This window comes from Mycobacterium sp., from assembly GCF_002863225.1.
Classification (GTDB): domain Bacteria; phylum Actinomycetota; class Actinomycetes; order Mycobacteriales; family Mycobacteriaceae; genus Mycobacterium.
In genome coordinates this window covers 40,117-56,438 of record NZ_PKEK01000098.1, presented here as the reverse complement: position 1 = coordinate 56,438, position 16,322 = coordinate 40,117, and the positions used below count along the sequence as shown (strand labels likewise).

Sequence of the window (16,322 nt, the reverse complement as noted above, 5' to 3'; positions counted from 1 at the left end):
GCGGGTGGGTGACGGCTTCATCCGTCTCGACGTAGGCGGGCTGGTGTCCTATGCCAGTCCCAACGCGCTGTCGGCATACCACCGGATGGGCCTCACCTCAGAGCTGGAGGGGCACAACCTGATCGCGATCACCCGTCCGCTGATATCCGACCCCTTCGAGGCTCACGAGCTCGCCGAGCACGTGCTGAACTCGCTGCGGGGCGGCGCCAGCATGCGCATCGAGGTCGACGCGGGCGGTGCCGCGGTGTTGCTGCGGACGCTGCCGTTGGTGATCAACGGTTCGGCCGCCGGCGCCGCGGTGCTTGTTCGAGACGTCACCGAGATCAAGCGCCGCGACCGTGCGCTGATGTCGAAGGACGCCACCATCAGGGAGATCCACCACCGGGTGAAGAACAATCTTCAGACCGTCGCGGCGTTGCTGCGTCTGCAGGCCCGCCGGACCACCAATGCCGAGGGTCGCGAGGCGCTGATCGAGTCGGTGCGACGAGTCTCCTCGATTGCGTTGGTCCACGATGCGCTGTCGATGTCCGTCGACGAAGAGGTCAACCTCGACGAGGTGATCGACCGGATTCTGCCGATCATGAACGACGTCGCAACGGTCGACACCCCGATCCGGATCAATCAGACCGGGATGCTCGGAGTACTGGATTCCGACCGCGCGACCGCGTTGATCATGGTGATCACCGAGCTCGTCCAGAACGCGATCGAGCACGCCTTCGACCAGGCGACCTGCGGTTCCGCCGCCGGCGGCGGAGCGGTGACGATCCGGGCCGAGCGGTCGGCGCGCTGGCTCGACGTGGTGGTGCACGACAACGGTCGCGGGCTGCCCGACGGCTTCACTGTCGAGCAGTCCGACCGGCTGGGACTGCAGATCGTGCGGACATTGGTGTCGGCCGAACTCGACGGCTCGCTGGACATGAAGGACGCCCCCGAAGGCGGGACGGATGTGGTGCTGCGGGTCCCGATCGGTCGTCGCGCCCGTGTCCCGCAATGATCGCCGACTGACTCCAAACACAACCGTCCCCAAACACAACGGTGCGGCCCCAACTGGTCGTCGGGGCCGCACCGTTGTGAGCGCTGGGGATCAGACTCCGGTACGAGCCTTCGTCCGAGCGTTGCGACGCTTCAGTGCACGTCGCTCGTCTTCGCTCATGCCACCCCAGACGCCTGAGTCCTGTCCGGTGCTGAGCGCCCACGACAGGCACTCGGTCGTCACCGAACAGCGGTTACAGACCAGTTTCGCGTCGGCGATCTGAGCGAGAGCCGGTCCGCTGTTCCCGACAGGGAAGAACAGCTCCGGGTCCTCGTCGCGACAGACCGCAGTGTGGCGCCAATCCATAAGTCGTTACTCCTCACTGTGTGCGCAGCAGTGTGCGCACGAATGATTTTCTTCGGCTGTTAACGCAGGCACAAGAAATGTTTCCGTACCGTTGCATGCGATTGTTCGATCGTTTCACAGGCTCAACAGATGTCAATAGCGGCTCGTTGGTCCGTGGGCTATCTCACTTCAGAGATCTGTTACCAAATCCCTTAATCGGTTGTACTACACTCGCCGCGAGTCTGACCAGTGGTTTTGCCCACAAACCGGGATCGTCGCAGTTCAGGGACCGCTTTTCGGGGGCGGAGCCACGACATCGAGGGCGTCCGGGACGGATCGGAAGGTCATTTCCTCGCGCAACCCGAGGTAGTCACCGTCGATTTGGCTCGGCATGGGCGGATCGGCACACGTCACCCGGACGTAATCGGTGTTGTCGTCGCGAACTACCTGATCACCGGCGATTTTGGGCTGCTTGGAGAACATCTGTGCGACCAGGCGCAGGCTCTTCACGACCTTCAACTGGGTGACGCCGAAGACTCCGAGCCCGGATTCGAAGGTGGTGTCGGGGTTGGTACACATCGGGCGGGCGTCGGCGTAGGTCCACGGGCTGGAGTTGGACACAAACACGAAGTAGGTGCCGGTGACCGGTTCGCGACCGGGCAGTTCGACGGTCAGCCGCGGCTCCTTGCGCGAGTAGGAGAGGGTGGCGCGTGTCGCGGCGAGGATGTAACGCGTCGGCGTGACCTTGCGGCCCTTCTCCCGCTGAGCCTCCACCTTGGCGACCGCTTCGGCGTCGACACCCATTCCGGCGTTCAGCACCGCCCACTGCTCACCGCAGTCGATCAGACCGATCCGGCGCCACTGTTTCTGCGGGCCGTACTTGTCGAGCAGCCAGATCAGCTGGTTGGTGGCGTCGATCGGACCCGGGGGGATGCCCAGGGAGCGGGCGGCGACGTTGGCGGAGCCGCCGGGCACGATCGCCAGCGCCGGGATATGTCCGGTGGGCAGCTGCGGTCCCGGCTTGCCGAGCAGGCCGTTGACCACATTGCTCACGGTGCCGTCACCGCCGTGGACGACGACGAGGTCGACGCCGTCCTGGACTGCGGCCTGCGCGATCTCGCGCCCGTGGCCGCGGTGGCGAGTGTGTTCGACGGTCAGCTGGAGGCGGCTTTTCAGCGCGTGCGCCAGCAGGTCTCGACCTGCCGTCGTCGTCGAAGTCGCGGTCGGGTTGACGATCAGGACGGCGCGCATGATGACAAAGCCTATCCGCAGCGTGTTCGGCCGAACCGCCTTACGGGCGGCGGAGGAGTGCGACTTTGCGGCCCGGCGGTATGGCTACGCTGGGGCGGTGAACAGGCGTTCCCCGACCGCAGTCCGCAGCGCAGGCTTCATCGTTGCTGCTCAAGGCGCGACGGGCCTGGTGGTCGCCGCGATCCTGCTGATTCGGGCGATCGGCGGCGCGGGTCAGCGGGGAATCAACGGATTTGGGACCGCGGGCTGGTTTGCCCTGTTCGGCGGAGCGGTGCTGGCGGCCGGCTGGGCCTTGCTGAACGGGCGACGCTGGGGTCGCGGGCTGGCGGTGTTCGCAGAGCTGTTGCTGCTCGGCGTGGCCTACTACCTGACGACGGGATCGCACCGGGCGGCGATCGGCGTTCCGGTGGCCGCCCTGTCGGTGGTCGTGCTGGCGCTGTTGTTCAGTCCCGCCGCGGTGCGGTGGGTTTCGGAGCGGTCCTAGCGCCGTTCAAAGCTCGGTGCGGCTCAGTGCCGTCAGCTCCGGGCCGGACACCCGGTAGGTGGTCCACTCGTTCTGCGGCCGACCACCGACCGATTGGTACAGCGCGATCGCATCGGTGTTCCAGTTCAGCACCGCCCAGGACAGCCGGGTGTAGTCGTTGACCACGCATTCCCCGGCCAGTGCGGTCAGCAGGCCGCGAGCCAGTCCGAGACGGCGAAATTGTGGACGCACGAAGAGGTCTTCGAGGTAGATTCCCTCGACGCCGTCCCAGGTCGAGAAGTTGAGGAACCACAAGGCCATCGCCGCGACCTCACCGTCCACTTGGGCGACATGGGCCCTCAACGTCGGTGCAGCGCCGAAAAGCGCCGAGCGCACTTGGCTTTCGCCGACGGTGCACTGCTCGGGGGCGTGCTCGAATTTCGCCAGGCCATGGATCATCGCGGTGATCGCCGCGGCGTCGCCCGGTTCGGCGCGACGGATGCGCACGCTCATGGTCGGACTCCCAGCGCAGTCAGGATCGTGATGAATTTGGTTGTCGTCTCGGCGACTTCGCCATCGGGATCGGATTCGGCGACAATGCCGCCGCCGGCGTGGGCCAGTGCGGTGAGCCGGTCGGCGGACAACTGTGCGCCGCGGATGGTCACCACCCAACGCCCGTCGCCGGTGGCGTCGCACCAGCCCACCGCGCCGGCGTAGAAGCCGCGATCGCCCTCCAGCTCCCCGATCAGCCGGGTGGCCGCGGGAGTGGGCACCCCGCCGACCGCTGGCGTCGGATGCAGGGCCAGCGTCAAATCGATTGCAGTGGTTGACGTATCGCGCAACCGGCCGGTGATCGGAGTGCTGAGATGCCACAGCGCCGTGGTGCGGCTCAGCGTCGGCTCCGGCGCGATCGTCAACTCGCTGCACAGCGGTCGCAGCGCCGCCGCCATGGTGTCGATCACCAGCTGATGCTCGTGACGATCCTTGGCCGACTCGGCCAGCGCCGCGCCGGCCGCGGCGTCGGAGTCGGGATCGGCGTTTCGCGGCGCGGAGCCGGCGAACGGCTGACACGTCACCTGGTCGCCGCTGCGGGCGACCAACAGCTCGGGGCTGGCGCCGACCAGTGCCTTACCCACGTAGTCGCCGCCCGCCGCGGACAGGTCTACCAGGTAGCCGTAGGCGGCCGGATCGTTGTCGACCAAGCGGCGCAGGATGTTTCGCGCGTCCAGCGGAGCGTCGGCGGTCAGCTCCAGCGCGCGGGCCAGCACCACCTTCTGCAGCGTGCCGCCGACCGCGGTCAGCTCGTCGCAGGCGCGCCGGACCCGTGCGCGATGCTCGTCGGGGGTGGGCAGTGCCCCGGACACGCGCACAGTGGGCACCGCTCCGGTCGGCCAGTCGGGCAACTCGGTCAACCGCTGCACTGAACGCGGCGCGATCAGGGCAGCCGGGCCGTGCGCGTCAAAAGCCAACGCGCCCAGCACAATTGACGCCTGCCCCGAGCGCAGGGCCGACTGTGCGGCGGCCACGTCGGGATAACTGGACTGCACGGCGTCGGCAATAAGCACGCCGGACGGTCCGCACAGGACGAACGGCGGCTCAGCCGTCATCGGGTCGTGGAAGGCCCAGCGCGGTGATCTGGCGTATTCCGTGCTCGAAGCCGCCGACCGCAATGGAGGCGGGGCCCATGCCGAAGCGGCTGCCCTCGGTCAGCGGGAGCTCGATCCAGCGCGCGATCACCGCGCGGGAGAAGTGGCCGTGCCCGACGAAAACCACGTCGCGTGACTCCATCACATCCAACGCCAGTGCGACGGCACGGTCCGCGCGCTCGCTGACCTGCGCCACGGACTCACCGTCCGGCCCGCCATGCGTCCAGATCGACCAACTGGGATGGGATTTGTGGATCTCGGCGCTCGTCAAGCCCTCGTAGGAGCCGTAATCCCATTCGGTGAGCAGCTCCGATGTCTCATCGACGGTCAGACCCGCGAGTTCGGCGGTCTCCACGGCACGTCGGCGCGGGCTGCTGAGCACCTTGGGGTGGTCGAGGTGCAGGTCGGCCAGTATCGCGCCGGCTGCGCTCGACTGCGCCCGCCCGTTGTCGGTGAGGTCTATTTCGGTGGTGCCGGTGTGCTGGCCGGACAGCGACCACTCGGTTTCGCCGTGGCGCAGCAACACCAATCGATGGCTTTCGACGCCCATCTGACCGATTCTGCCTGACACACATAGCCATCCACGCGCGGGCACCATGGTGTTGGTGTTGGATGGCAGGTAACAAACCCCCAGCAAGAGATGAGGAGGAACGGCGTCTGATGAAAGGGACCCGAGTGCTGGCGGTGGCCAACCAGAAGGGTGGGGTGGCCAAGACGACGACCGTCGCTTCGCTGGGCGCGGCCTTCGTGGATGCGGGCAAGCGAGTGCTTCTCATCGACCTGGACCCGCAGGGCTGTCTGACGTTCTCGCTCGGCCAGGATCCCGACAAGCTGGCGGTCTCGGTGCACGAGGTGTTGCTCGGTGACGTCGAGCCCAACGCCGCGCTGGTGGAGACGGCGGAGGGGATGACGCTGCTGCCGGCGAACATCGACCTGGCCGGCGCCGAGGCGATGCTGCTGATGCGGGCCGGCCGCGAATACGCGCTCAAACGGGCCTTGGACAAACTCGGAGACGCCTTTGACGTGGTCGTGATCGACTGCCCGCCGTCGCTGGGCGTGCTGACGCTGAACGGGCTCACCGCCGCCGACGAGGTCATCGTGCCGCTGCAGTGTGAGACGTTGGCCCACCGCGGTGTCGGGCAGTTTCTGCGGACGGTCAACGACGTTCAGCAGATCACCAACGCGAACCTCACGCTGCTCGGCGCCCTGCCGACGCTCTACGACCCACGCACCACCCACACCCGCGATGTGCTGCTCGACGTCGCCGACCGCTACGACCTGCCGGTGCTGGCGCCGCCCATCCCGCGCACCGTGCGTTTCGCCGAGGCCAGCGCGTCGGGTTCGTCGGTGCTGGCCGCACGCAAGAACAAGGGTGCCGCGGCGTATCAGGAATTGGCGCAGGCGCTGCTCAAGCACTGGAAGACGGGCAAGGCGCTGCCCACTTTCGCGATCGATGCCTAGCAGCCGGAGCTCTCAGCCGAGCGCGACCAGGGTGCCGCCGCGCTGCTCGAGCAGCTGCGAACCTGCCACGGCAGGGATCACTGCGGAGTTCGTCGGCTGCCGCTGCACCGGCAGGAAGCCTTCGCCCACGCCGGTGACCGGATCGCAGACGGCGATGCCGTCGGTCACCGGGACGAGCAACTTGCCGGCCATCAGGGTCGCCGGACCCACCGGGACGGACGAGCCGGCCGGCCCGATCGAGTAGCGGTAGGCCAGATTCACCGAGTCGAACACCATCACCCTGTCGCCGGTCCACCAGGTGATCAGGTTGCCGGGCCGGGTCACCACACTGGACGACGACGGCGGCTTGGGCAGCAGGGCGCTTCCCACGGTGGTGCCGGTCTCGTCGATGGTGTCGACCCTGGGCTGCGGCGCCGGCAGGTAAAGCGCCGTCCTGGTTTCCGACACGGTCAGAATCTTGGCGCCGGAGTCGGCGCTGATGCCCGGTTCGGCCACGCTGTGCTGATCCGGCTCGTCTTCCTCTTTGGCCGGACGCAGCAGCGTCAGCCGCAGGTCTGCTTGCCGGCCACACGCCTCGAACACCGACACCGCTGAGGAGCTGGCCGCGGCAGACGTCAGCCGGCACCCGGCGTACAGCCCCTTCGACGACGGCTTGATCCGGGCGTCGATCTCACCGTACGAAAGCATCCGGACCATGTCGGAGCGCCACAACTCCAGCCGGGTGTCACCGGCCGACAAGACCGTTGTGCCGTCGGACGACAGAGTGACCTGTCGGTCGGCGTAGCTGCTGCGGGCGGGTCCACGGTTTCCGGTGGGCCCCTCCAGCGTGCTCACCTGACCGCAGCCACGATCGTCGCGGTAGACGGCGACCGCGAAACGGTAGACGCCGGCGACTCCGCACAGGTCAGTGCTGCGCGCGTAGCTCCAGCGCACCTGTCCGGTGACCGGATCACGGCCTTGGACCGCATGTTCGTCGGCGGTGACGACGGTTCCGGCGACGACCACCGGCTGGTCCGTCGGCAGGTTGGGCGCTGTCCAGAGCTGCTTGAGTGACACCGGCACCTCGTGGGCCAGCCTCGGGCTGGGCGCCGGGCCCGATGCCGGGTGGCTGATGGTGGCCCGGGCGTCGCTGGTCCACCAGATCAACGCGGCGGTCGTGGCCACGACGATCACGATCGCGGTCGCCGCCAGAAGATCAGCTTTGGTGCGACGTTCCGGCTTGACCATCAGGGGAGCGGCGACGCCGAATCAGTTGGCGGCAGGAGCGGCGGCACCGGCGGACTTACGCGGGCGCCGACGGCGACGCCGCGCGCGGGTGCCGTCGGCAGACCCGGCGTCGGGCTTGCCCGCGACCGGTGTCGAGCCGTCGTTGTCGACGTTGCCGGCCGAGCCGGAGTGGCCGGTTGCGGACTTGCCGCCGCGGGTGCGGCGACGCTGCCGGTCGCTGTTGCGCGCCGGGGCGGTCTCGCCGGCGTCGGCGCCGTTACGTCCACCGCTGGAGGCGGGGCGTTTGACCGGCGACTTCTTCGGCGCTCCGACTGAACCCTGGGTCCCGGTCGGGATGTCCAACTCGACGTAGATGTGCGGCGAATTGGAGTAGGTCTCGGCGGGATCGGGGCAGCCCAGGCCGAGGGCCTTGTCGATCAGCGTCCAGCGGGCCAGGTCGTCCCAGTCGACGAGGGTGACGGCGATACCGGTCTTACCGGCCCGTCCGGTCCGGCCGATGCGGTGCACGTAGGCCTGCTCGTCCTCGGGGATCTGGTAGTTGATCACGTGGGTGATGTCGTCGATGTCGATGCCGCGAGCCGCCACGTCGGTGGCGACCAGTACGTCGATGTCACCGCCGCGGAACTGCTTGAGGGCCTTCTCGCGGGCGATCTGGCCGAGGTCACCGTGGACGGCGCCGACGGCGAAACCGCGCTCGGCGAGCTCGTCGGCAACCTTCTGGGCGGTGCGCTTGGTGCGGGTGAAGATCATGGTGGCGCCGCGTCCGTCAGCCTGCAGCACCCGGCTGATCAGCTCGACCTTGTCGAGGGCGTGTGCGCGGTAGACGTACTGCTTGGTCGAGTCGTGCACGGCCGAGGAGTGCGGTGCTTCCGCCCGGATGTGGGTGGGCTGGTTCATGAACGTGCGGGCCAGCGTGATGATCGGGTCCGGCATGGTCGCCGAGAACAGCATCGCCTGCCGTTCGTCGGGAATCTGGCGCAGAATCCGCTCGATGTCGGGCAGGAAGCCCAGGTCGAGCATCTCGTCGGCCTCGTCGAGGACCAGCACGGACAGGCCGCCGAGTTGCAGGTGGCCTTGCTGAGCCAGGTCGAGCAGCCGACCGGGCGTGCCGACCACCACGTCGGCGCCGGCACGCAGCGCCTCGACCTGAGGCTCGTAGGGCCGTCCGCCGTAGATGGAGACCACGGAGAGCTTGCGGTCGTCATCGGCGGTCAGATATTTGGCGGCGGTGGACAGGTCGCCGTAGACCTGCAGGCAGAGTTCGCGGGTGGGTACCACGATCAGCGCGCGGGGAATTCCGTTGAGCGGGCGGTCGTCACCCGCCGTGGTGATGCGTTGCAGCAGCGGCACGCCGAAGGCGAAGGTCTTGCCCATTCCGGTGCGGGCCTGGCCGATCAGGTCGTCGCCGGTGAGGGCGAGCGGCAGCGTCAGCTCCTGGATGGCGAACGGATGCTCGATGCCCTTTTCGCTGAGTGCCCGGACTATTTCTTCGCGTACGCCCAGGTCGGCAAAGGTGGCTTCGACCGCGGCGCGGTTAGGTGTGATGAGTGGAGTCATGCGTGAAACACGTATGCCTTTCGGGGTTGTATTCGATTGTCAATCGTTGCGGTCCAGCGCGCACCAGTTGACTTTCGAATACGTTTCCGATTCGCGGGGCCCTGCGCTCATGAGGCGGGGCCAACTGCGTGCACGCACATTGCATAGGCGAGGTGGTACGGATCGACCACCGTTACCTGGATCGATTGTAGCTGCTCGGTCGTCTCGGCCACGATTCGCGGCGTCGGCGCGATCGGGCGGGTCGCCACGCGGATCTCTTGTGGCGATCGCCAGGGCGGTCCTGTCGCCCGCAGCGGGTCGCCACGCGGATCTCTAGAGTGGTGGCCATGACTCCGCTTTCCCCGGGCGATCAGCTGGCCGATTCGCCTCAGCCACGCCTTCCGGCCGACCATCCCGGGGTCAACGAATTGTTCGCCCTGTTGGCATACGGCGAGGTCGCGGCCTTCTACCGGCTGACCGACGAGGCGCGAATGGCACCGGATCTGCGCGGCCGGATCTCGATGGCCAGCATGGCAGCGGCTGAGATGGCGCACTACGAGGTGCTCTGCGAGGCGCTGGAGCGCCGGGGTGTCGAGGTGTTGCCGGCGATTTCGAAGTACGCCTCGGCACTCGACGGCTACCACCGGCTGACCACCCCGAGCACCTGGTTGGAAGCGCTGGTCAAGACCTACATCGGCGACGCGCTCGCGGCCGACTTCTACCTCGAGATCGCCGGCTCACTGCCCGACGATGTCTCCGACGTTGTGCGATCGACGATGTCGGAGACTGGGCACTCGCAGTTCGTCGTCGCCGAGGTGCGCGCCGCGGTGACCAAGAGCGCCAAGCAGCGCAGCCGGTTGGCCCTGTGGTCGCGCCGTCTGCTCGGCGAAGCGATCACCCAGGCCCAGTACGTGATGGCCGAGCACGACGAGCTGGTCGACCTGGTGGTGTCCCGGACCGACGGGCTGGCCCAGCTGACCGGGTTCTTCGACCGGTTGCAGAACACCCACGACGAGCGCACCCGCGAGCTGGGGCTGTCCTAGGCGGTGCAGGTGGCGATCATCGTGCTGCTGGTCGAGAGCGCGACGTTCTGACCCACGGCGTCGGCGATCGAGCAGTTCAGGCGTCCGGTCAGGCTCGTTGCGACGACTGATCGCGTGCTGACCCCGGGGTTCAGGACGATGGTCCTCGACCAGGGCAGGGACACGTTGAAGTCGGTCTGCGGCGCACCCGATGCGTCGGTGTAGACGATGGTGACGAGATCTAGCAGGCCTTTGGTGCCGGCCACCCGGTAGACGAAGGTGCGGCCGGCCACATCCGGTGCCGCCGAGGGGACGACGGGCGGCGGGGTTGCCGACGGCGTGGTGGTCGGGACGGGCGGACGCGAGGTCGGGGTGATCGTGGTCATCGTCTCGGGCGGCAGGGCCGGCACCAGGTGTGGCGTCGTGGTTCGACTGGGTGGCACCACCACGGTGGCCGAGGTCGAGCCGCTGTCGCCTCCGTTGACGATCACGAGGGTGGCGATCACCGCGAGCACGAACACGATCCCGGCAATGGCCGCGACCGGACGCCAGCGCCCGTTGAGAGGGTCGAATACCTCATCGCCGTCGGCGTAGATGTCGTCGACGGTGTCATCGTCCCGGAGCTCGTAGCCCAGGTAATCCCTAGTGGTACTGATGGTGCAGATGTTAGTGAAGTGGCTGGATGTCAGTGGGCGGGGCGCGGGCGTGTCAGGTCACGATTTGCCAACGGCCATCGAGCGGCGTGACTCGCGAAGCCTTGGCAATGACCGGCTTTCGGCGCGTCCCGTGGGCTTCCACTAGCCTGCAAAGCGCAAGCACCATTTATCGAAGAACGGGAAGGGACCGGCGTGGAGGTCAAGATCGGTATCACGGACAGCCCGCGCGAGCTGGTTTTCAGCAGCCCGCAGACGCCGAGCGAGGTCGAAGCTCTGGTCTCCGCTGCCCTGGCCAAGGACGCGGACGTGCTGGGTCTGACCGACGAAAAGGGTCGCCGCTATCTCGTGAACTCCGCCAAGATCGCCTACGTCGAGATCGGTGCCGCGGACTCCCGCCGCGTCGGCTTCGGAATCGGGAGCAGCGCCGCTAAGAGCGGGTAAGCGGCACGTGTGACAGCCCGCCCCACGCGAACAGGACGGTGCCGTCGACGGCGTCGTCCTTGTCAATCGGACGGTCGGCATCCAGCCAGTAGCGGGCGCAGTCGACGCTGAGCCCGACCAAGCCCACCGCGATCATCCGGGCGCGGTGGGGGTCCAGACCGGAATCGGCGCTGATCAAGTCGAATACGGCATCGATGCACGACTCAGTGGCCACCCGCACCTGCGCGGCGACCTGCGGCTCGGTGGTGAAGTCGTTCTCGAAAATCAGCCGGTAGCCCTGACTGTCGTGCTCGATGAAGTCGAAGAATGCCTGCACGGCCGAGCGCAGTCGCTGTCGGTTGTCGGTGGTGGTTCGCAGCGCTTGGCGCACGCCGGACACCAGGTTCTCGACGTGGCGTTGCAAGACCGCCAGATACATCTCCAACTTGCTCGAAAAGTGTTGGTAGAGAACAGGTTTGCTGACTCCTGCGCGCTCGGCGATCTCATCCATGCCGGCGGCGTGATAGCCGCGGTCGACGAAAATGTCGCTGGCGGCGATGAGCAACTGGCCACGACGCTCGTCACGGGGCAGTCGGTTGCCGCGCCGGGCAGTAGTGGCGGGCTTCACCCCGCTCCTGCCGGCGGCGTTGGCGAGATCGCTCATCCATTCCTCAATCTTCGTGTCATTGCGTGGCTGCAAACAATGTGCAGCTGATCCGATCGACACTACTACCCAGCGGGTTGTTCACCACTGATCCAAGCCTTGAATGTCGGCTCCGCGGCGTCTCACCCGAGGCGTCTGGCGCGCCGAGAGTCCCTGCTAGCAGGTGTTGTGTCATTCTGGGAAAGTGACCTTCGACCCGGAGTGGCGCGGGGGTAACCGGACACCGGTTCTCCGCGACGACTGGCGCGAGCCGTTGCGCGCCCAGCGCGATCCGCTGGCATGGGGCGGCCCCGGGCGTACCCGGTCGAGTCGCGACAACAGTCGCTGGCGCAAACAAACGTGGCTGGGGCGTTTCGTCTCCACCTACGGCTGGCGCGCCTATGCGCTGCCGGTGCTGGTCGCCGTGACCGTCGTTGTGCTGTACCAGACCGTCACCGGGACGAGCGCGACGGCGCCCGCGTCAGGCCAGCCGGCGCAGGGCCCGCCCAAGATTGGCGCGGTGGGCACCGTGATCGTCGACGCCCCGCCCCGCGGCCTGACCCAGTTCGACGCCAGCCTGCCGACTGGAATGCTGCCCAACGGCGGCCCTTTCACCAATGCCGGCGACAAGTCGTGGCACGTCGTGCCGGGAGTTACGCCGCAGATCGGTCAGGGCGCGGCGAAAGTCTTCCGGTACACCGTCGAAGTCGAGAACGGGATGGACGCCGCTGCTTTCGGCGGCGACGACGCGTTCGCCTCGATGGTCGACCAGACGCTGGGCAACCCCAAGAGCTGGACCCACGACGCCCAATTCGCCTTCATCAGAATCGATGCGAACTCCACGGCAAAGCCCGACATCCGCATCTCGCTGAGCTCGCCGATGACCGTTCGCGAAGGTTGCGGTTACGAGTTCCCGCTCGAAACGTCGTGCTACAACCCGTCCTACGGCGCCGGGGTGCAGCCGCGGGTGTTCATCAACGAGGCCCGATGGGTGCGCGGCGCGCTGGCCTTCCAGGGCGACGTCGGCTCCTACCGGCAGTACCTGATCAACCACGAGGTCGGTCACGCGATCGGCTACCTGCGGCACGAGCCGTGTGACAAGCAGGGCGCGCTGGCGCCGATCATGATGCAGCAGACGTTCTCCACGTCCAATGACGACAATTCGAGGTTCGACCCGGAGTACGTCAAACCGGACGGCAAGACCTGCCGGTTCAACCCCTGGCCCTACCCGATCGCCTAGCGAGGCGGGCAGGGTTGACCCTGGGCAGGACTAGCCCGCCGGACGACGATGCAGAACGCGAGGCGTTCTGAGGAGGAGCCGGCAGGACTAGCCCGCCGGACGACGATGCAGAACGCGAGGCGTTCTGAGGAGGAGCCGGCAGGACTAGCCTCGTTGGTGTGTTGCCACCGCTTGTTGAGCCGGCGGGCGAGCTGACCGCCGACGAGGTGGCCCGCTACAGCCGGCATCTCGTCATCCCCGATCTGGGCGTCGACGGCCAGAAGCGACTCAAGAATGCGCGGGTGTTGGTCATCGGCGCGGGCGGCCTCGGCGCACCGACGCTGCTCTACCTCGCCGCGGCCGGCGTCGGGACCATCGGGATCGTCGACGACGACGTCGTCGAGGAGTCCAACCTGCAGCGTCAGATCATCCACGGGGTGTCTGACATCGGCCGGTCCAAGGTGCAGTCCGCCCGCGATTCGATCGCCGAGGTCAACCCGCTGGTGCGGGTGCGCGCGCATGAGGTCCGACTGGACCGGCACAACGCGGTCGAGCTGTTCGAGCAGTACGACCTGATCCTCGACGGCACCGACAACTTCGCCACCCGCTACCTGGTCAACGATGCCGCGGTGTTGGCGCACAAGCCGTACGTGTGGGGCTCGATCTACCGGTTCGAGGGTCAGGTTTCGGTGTTCTGGGAAGACGCACCGGCCGATGAGGCGGGCAACGAGCGGGGTCTGAACTACCGCGACCTGTATCCCGACGCGCCGCCGCCGGGACTGGTTCCGTCGTGCGCCGAAGGCGGCGTGCTGGGCTTGCTGTGCGCCTCGATCGCGTCGGTGATGGGGACCGAGGCCGTCAAGCTGATCACCGGCATCGGTGAACCGCTGCTGGGCCGTCTGCTGATGTACGACGCCCTGGCGATGAGCCATCGGACCATCGCCATCCGCAAAGACCCGGCCGCGCCCGCGATCACCGAGCTGGCCGACTACGACGAGTTCTGCGGCACGGTCGCAGAACCTACCGACGGTGCCGCGATCAGCCCGCGTGAGCTGCGTGAACTGCTCGATTCCGGCACCGATGTGGCACTGATCGACGTGCGCGAGCCGGCCGAATGGGAGATCAACCGGATCGACGGCGCCGAGCTGATCCCGAGTGCGTTGCTCAACTCCGGTGCGGGTCTCCATCGGCTGCCCCGCGGCCGGAGGCCGGTGCTGTACTGCAAGACGGGCGTGCGGTCGGCCGCGGCGTTGGCGGCTGTCCGCGACGCCGGGTTTGCCGACGCGGTCCATCTACAGGGCGGCATCGTGGCTTGGGCCGAGCAGATGCAGCCCGACATGGTCATGTACTGATCGCGACGCGGCTGAAGCCGATCGCGACGCGAAACCACGACTTCGTGTCAAGTCCCGGGACTTCGCTGGGCCCGATTAGGCTGATCGCGTGAGTGTCGAACCGCCGCCGGAGCATGTGCTGTCGGCTTTCGGTTTGAGCGGCGTCGGCCCGATTCCGCTAGGTGCTGCCTGGGAGGGCGGCTGGCGGTGTGGCGAAGTGGTGTTGTCCATGGTCGCCGAGAACGCTCGGGCCGCGTGGTCGGCGCGAGTCCGCGAGACGTTGTTCGTCGACGGTGTGCGGCTGGCCCGGCCGGTCCGCTCGACCGACGGACGCTACGTGGTGTCGGGTTGGCGAGCAGACACTTTCGTCGCCGGCCAACCCGAGCCGCGCCATGACGAGGTGGTGTCGGCCGCGGTGCGGCTGCATGAGGCCACCGGCAAGCTGGAACGGCCGCGGTTCCTGACGCAGGGGCCGACCGCGCCGTGGGCCGACGTCGACGTCTTCATCGCCGCCGACCGGGCCGCCTGGGAAGAACGGCCGCTGCAGTCTGTTCCGGCGGCTGCCCGCACGGCATCGCCTACCGCGGACGGACAGCGGTCGGTCGAACTGATCAATCAGCTTGCGGGACTGCGCCGTGCGACCAAGAGCCCGAACCAACTGGTCGACGGTGACCTGTACGGCACGGTGCTGTTCGCCGGTGCCGCCGCTCCTGGTATCACCGACATCACGCCCTACTGGCGGCCTGCCTCCTGGGCGGCCGGGGTGGTCGTCGTCGACGCGTTGTCGTGGGGTGAGGCCGACGAGGGGCTCATCGACCGCTGGAACGCTCTCCCGGAGTGGCCGCAGATGTTGTTGCGTGCGTTGATGTTCCGACTCGCTGTCCACGCCTTGCACCCGCGGTCGACGGCTGCGGCGTTCCCGGGGCTGGCCCGCACCGCCGCGTTGGTCCGGCTGATCCTCTAGCCGGATTCATGCTCTATTCGGGCTCATGTTCTATTCCAGAAACTGGAACCGCACTTCGTCGAGCGGGATTTTGCCGTCGCTGGCCAGAACTCCTTCGGCGCGAAGCAGTTCCAGTTGCCGGGTGGTCAGGTGCTTGGCCGGTCGGCCCGATGCGGTGATCACCCGATGCCACGGCAGGTCGAGGGAATCGGTGCGCATGATCCAGCCGACGATGCGCGGACTGGAAAGCCCTGCCACCGCGGCGATGTCGCCGTAAGTCGACACCCGGCCGGCCGGAATCGCGGCGACCAGCGCCCGCACCCGCTCGACCTGGTCCTCGGTGATCGGTGCCACGTCAGGTCAGCCGTTCGCGGATCAGCGCGGACACGTCAGCCGGTTTGGTCTCGGCCACCATGTGGTCGCAGTCGAGCGTCAGGTAGCGAAAATCTTCACCCAACTGCTCGCTCAAAGCCTGCACCAGCCGATCGGTGACATACGGCGGGGAGGTGTGCGCTGCCCGCACCAGGGTGGTCTGAGTTCCCTTGGGCGGCAGCGTGATATCGCGGGCCAGCTCGCTCCAGTAGGCCATCATCGCCGGCAGACTGAGCCGCCAGGTGCAGCGGCCGCCGGGCAGCATGACGAGGTGCTCGTCGAGTTCGGCATCGACGACGGCCGGCTCGACGCCTTTCCAGGATCCGTTGGTTTTCGCGGCGCGAGCCTCGGCGACATCGGAGTATTCGGGGGAGGCCAGCATGGCGTCGGCGATCTCGAGCATCCACGCGCCGTCCAGTCCGACCGCCGGGTCGAGTAGAACCAACCCCGAGACCCGGGCGGGATGGCTGGCCGCCAACTGCATGGCGATAGCACTGCCGAATGAATGCGCCACGACGACAGCGGGCCCGTCAGCCTCCTGTTCGAGCAGTGCGGCCAGCGCCGCCACATTGGCGTCGATCGTCCACGGCGCGTCCCACGACGAATGGCCGTGCCCGATCAGATCCGGTGCGGCAACGGCAATCTCGGGCAGATGCCGATCCGCGAGGTGCTGCCAGCGCTGGCCGTGACCGGTGAGCCCGTGTAAGGCCAGCAGCCGTACCGGCCCGGGCGGGCCGAAGCGGTGCACATGTAGGCGGGTCACGCTTTGATCGTGCCAGCCCGGCGATCGGGGCGACTTGTCGGACCCCCATGA

19 protein-coding genes are annotated in these 16,322 nt (G+C 67.5%); 8 read left to right on the top strand and 11 right to left on the bottom strand.

The genetic code is table 11. From position 1 onward, the window contains the following. Window positions 1-994 (top strand): sensor histidine kinase (locus CYU59_RS26335; protein WP_293004221.1); only part of this gene is annotated, 994 nt, incomplete at its 5' end. A 90-nt stretch (window positions 995-1,084) separates the two neighbouring features. Here CYU59_RS26335 and whiB1 read toward each other — a convergent pair. Beyond that, window positions 1,085-1,339 (bottom strand): transcriptional regulator WhiB1, encoded by a 255-nt coding sequence (whiB1, locus tag CYU59_RS26330; protein WP_285187785.1) that lies wholly within the window; start codon window positions 1,337-1,339, stop codon window positions 1,085-1,087. A gap of 261 nt (window positions 1,340-1,600) precedes the next feature. Then, window positions 1,601-2,569, bottom strand: a complete 969-nt coding sequence (locus CYU59_RS26325; protein ID WP_293004220.1) for a diacylglycerol kinase family protein — start codon at window positions 2,567-2,569, stop codon at window positions 1,601-1,603. Window positions 2,570-2,666: 97 nt separating this feature from the next. On the opposite strand from CYU59_RS26325, the gene CYU59_RS26320 reads away from it, so the two are divergent. Beyond that, the gene (locus tag CYU59_RS26320) at window positions 2,667-3,053 is read left to right on the top strand and encodes a hypothetical protein (protein ID WP_293004219.1); all 387 of its coding nucleotides are present in this window, start codon (window positions 2,667-2,669) and stop codon (window positions 3,051-3,053) included. 6 nt (window positions 3,054-3,059) lie between these two features. Here the strand turns inward: CYU59_RS26320 and CYU59_RS26315 are convergent, their stop codons facing one another. The 3 genes from CYU59_RS26315 to CYU59_RS26305 are packed head-to-tail and all read right to left on the bottom strand — an operon-like array spanning window position 3,060 to window position 5,228. Further along, window positions 3,060-3,545 (bottom strand): GNAT family N-acetyltransferase, encoded by a 486-nt coding sequence (locus CYU59_RS26315; RefSeq protein WP_293004218.1) that lies wholly within the window; start codon window positions 3,543-3,545, stop codon window positions 3,060-3,062. After that, window positions 3,542-4,639: an isochorismate synthase gene (locus CYU59_RS26310; protein WP_293004217.1), complete on the bottom strand. Its 1,098-nt coding sequence runs from the start codon at window positions 4,637-4,639 to the stop codon at window positions 3,542-3,544. The genes CYU59_RS26315 and CYU59_RS26310 overlap by 4 nt, the downstream gene beginning before the upstream one ends. Beyond that, window positions 4,629-5,228 (bottom strand): acid phosphatase, encoded by a 600-nt coding sequence (locus CYU59_RS26305; protein WP_293004216.1) that lies wholly within the window; start codon window positions 5,226-5,228, stop codon window positions 4,629-4,631. Before CYU59_RS26305 ends, CYU59_RS26310 begins: the two co-directional genes overlap by 11 nt. A gap of 110 nt (window positions 5,229-5,338) precedes the next feature. Here CYU59_RS26305 and CYU59_RS26300 point away from each other — a divergent pair, with 110 nt between their 5' ends. Next, window positions 5,339-6,139, top strand: a complete 801-nt coding sequence (locus CYU59_RS26300) for an AAA family ATPase (RefSeq protein WP_293004215.1) — start codon at window positions 5,339-5,341, stop codon at window positions 6,137-6,139. 12 nt (window positions 6,140-6,151) lie between these two features. Here CYU59_RS26300 and CYU59_RS26295 read toward each other — a convergent pair whose 3' ends face one another. Then, window positions 6,152-7,366 carry a hypothetical protein gene (locus tag CYU59_RS26295; protein ID WP_293004214.1) on the bottom strand — a complete coding sequence of 405 codons (1,215 nt, stop codon included), beginning with the start codon at window positions 7,364-7,366 and terminating at the stop codon, window positions 6,152-6,154. Window positions 7,367-7,387: 21 nt separating this feature from the next. Further along, entirely contained in the window at window positions 7,388-8,923 is a 1,536-nt protein-coding gene (locus tag CYU59_RS26290) for a DEAD/DEAH box helicase (RefSeq protein ID WP_293004213.1), read from the bottom strand. A 326-nt stretch (window positions 8,924-9,249) separates the two neighbouring features. On the opposite strand from CYU59_RS26290, the gene CYU59_RS26285 reads away from it, so the two are divergent. Further along, window positions 9,250-9,945: a ferritin-like fold-containing protein gene (locus CYU59_RS26285; RefSeq protein WP_293004212.1), complete on the top strand. Its 696-nt coding sequence runs from the start codon at window positions 9,250-9,252 to the stop codon at window positions 9,943-9,945. Here the strand turns inward: CYU59_RS26285 and CYU59_RS26280 are convergent. Beyond that, window positions 9,942-10,439 (bottom strand): MmpS family transport accessory protein, encoded by a 498-nt coding sequence (locus CYU59_RS26280; RefSeq protein WP_293004211.1) that lies wholly within the window; start codon window positions 10,437-10,439, stop codon window positions 9,942-9,944. The genes CYU59_RS26285 and CYU59_RS26280 overlap by 4 nt on opposite strands. A 333-nt stretch (window positions 10,440-10,772) precedes the next feature. Between CYU59_RS26280 and CYU59_RS26275 the strand changes: the two genes are divergently transcribed. Then, window positions 10,773-11,021, top strand: a complete 249-nt coding sequence (locus CYU59_RS26275) for a DUF3107 domain-containing protein (RefSeq protein WP_293004210.1) — start codon at window positions 10,773-10,775, stop codon at window positions 11,019-11,021. Here CYU59_RS26275 and CYU59_RS26270 read toward each other — a convergent pair. Beyond that, complete coding sequence (locus CYU59_RS26270) at window positions 11,008-11,664, bottom strand: TetR/AcrR family transcriptional regulator (RefSeq protein WP_293004209.1); 657 nt, start codon at window positions 11,662-11,664, stop codon at window positions 11,008-11,010. The genes CYU59_RS26275 and CYU59_RS26270 overlap by 14 nt on opposite strands. A 184-nt stretch (window positions 11,665-11,848) precedes the next feature. Here CYU59_RS26270 and CYU59_RS26265 point away from each other — a divergent pair, with 184 nt between their 5' ends. From CYU59_RS26265 to CYU59_RS26255, 3 genes are all read left to right on the top strand, one after another. After that, window positions 11,849-12,883 (top strand): DUF3152 domain-containing protein, encoded by a 1,035-nt coding sequence (locus tag CYU59_RS26265; RefSeq protein WP_293004208.1) that lies wholly within the window; start codon window positions 11,849-11,851, stop codon window positions 12,881-12,883. A gap of 161 nt (window positions 12,884-13,044) precedes the next feature. Then, window positions 13,045-14,214 (top strand): adenylyltransferase/sulfurtransferase MoeZ, encoded by a 1,170-nt coding sequence (gene moeZ / locus CYU59_RS26260; RefSeq protein WP_293004227.1) that lies wholly within the window; start codon window positions 13,045-13,047, stop codon window positions 14,212-14,214. An 88-nt stretch (window positions 14,215-14,302) separates the two neighbouring features. Continuing rightward, window positions 14,303-15,157: a TIGR02569 family protein gene (locus CYU59_RS26255; protein WP_293004207.1), complete on the top strand. Its 855-nt coding sequence runs from the start codon at window positions 14,303-14,305 to the stop codon at window positions 15,155-15,157. A 30-nt stretch (window positions 15,158-15,187) separates the two neighbouring features. Here the strand turns inward: CYU59_RS26255 and CYU59_RS26250 are convergent, their stop codons facing one another. Beyond that, the gene (locus CYU59_RS26250) at window positions 15,188-15,490 is read right to left on the bottom strand and encodes an MGMT family protein (protein WP_293004206.1); all 303 of its coding nucleotides are present in this window, start codon (window positions 15,488-15,490) and stop codon (window positions 15,188-15,190) included. Between the two features lies 1 nt (window position 15,491). Continuing rightward, a complete protein-coding gene (locus tag CYU59_RS26245) occupies window positions 15,492-16,271 on the bottom strand; it encodes an alpha/beta hydrolase (protein ID WP_293004205.1) in 780 nt (259 codons plus the stop codon). Window positions 16,272-16,322 lie beyond the last annotated feature (51 nt).

Coding starts and splice junctions, on each gene's coding strand:
- whiB1 (WP_285187785.1), bottom strand. CDS start 1,339: ATGGATTGGCGCCACACTGCGGTCTGTCGCGACGAGGACCCGGAGCTG.
- CYU59_RS26325 (WP_293004220.1), bottom strand. CDS start 2,569: ATGCGCGCCGTCCTGATCGTCAACCCGACCGCGACTTCGACGACGACG.
- CYU59_RS26315 (WP_293004218.1), bottom strand. CDS start 3,545: ATGAGCGTGCGCATCCGTCGCGCCGAACCGGGCGACGCCGCGGCGATC.
- CYU59_RS26310 (WP_293004217.1), bottom strand. CDS start 4,639: ATGACGGCTGAGCCGCCGTTCGTCCTGTGCGGACCGTCCGGCGTGCTT.
- CYU59_RS26305 (WP_293004216.1), bottom strand. CDS start 5,228: ATGGGCGTCGAAAGCCATCGATTGGTGTTGCTGCGCCACGGCGAAACC.
- CYU59_RS26300 (WP_293004215.1), top strand. CDS start 5,339: ATGAAAGGGACCCGAGTGCTGGCGGTGGCCAACCAGAAGGGTGGGGTG.
- CYU59_RS26295 (WP_293004214.1), bottom strand. CDS start 7,366: ATGGTCAAGCCGGAACGTCGCACCAAAGCTGATCTTCTGGCGGCGACC.
- CYU59_RS26290 (WP_293004213.1), bottom strand. CDS start 8,923: ATGACTCCACTCATCACACCTAACCGCGCCGCGGTCGAAGCCACCTTT.
- CYU59_RS26285 (WP_293004212.1), top strand. CDS start 9,250: ATGACTCCGCTTTCCCCGGGCGATCAGCTGGCCGATTCGCCTCAGCCA.
- CYU59_RS26270 (WP_293004209.1), bottom strand. CDS start 11,664: ATGAGCGATCTCGCCAACGCCGCCGGCAGGAGCGGGGTGAAGCCCGCC.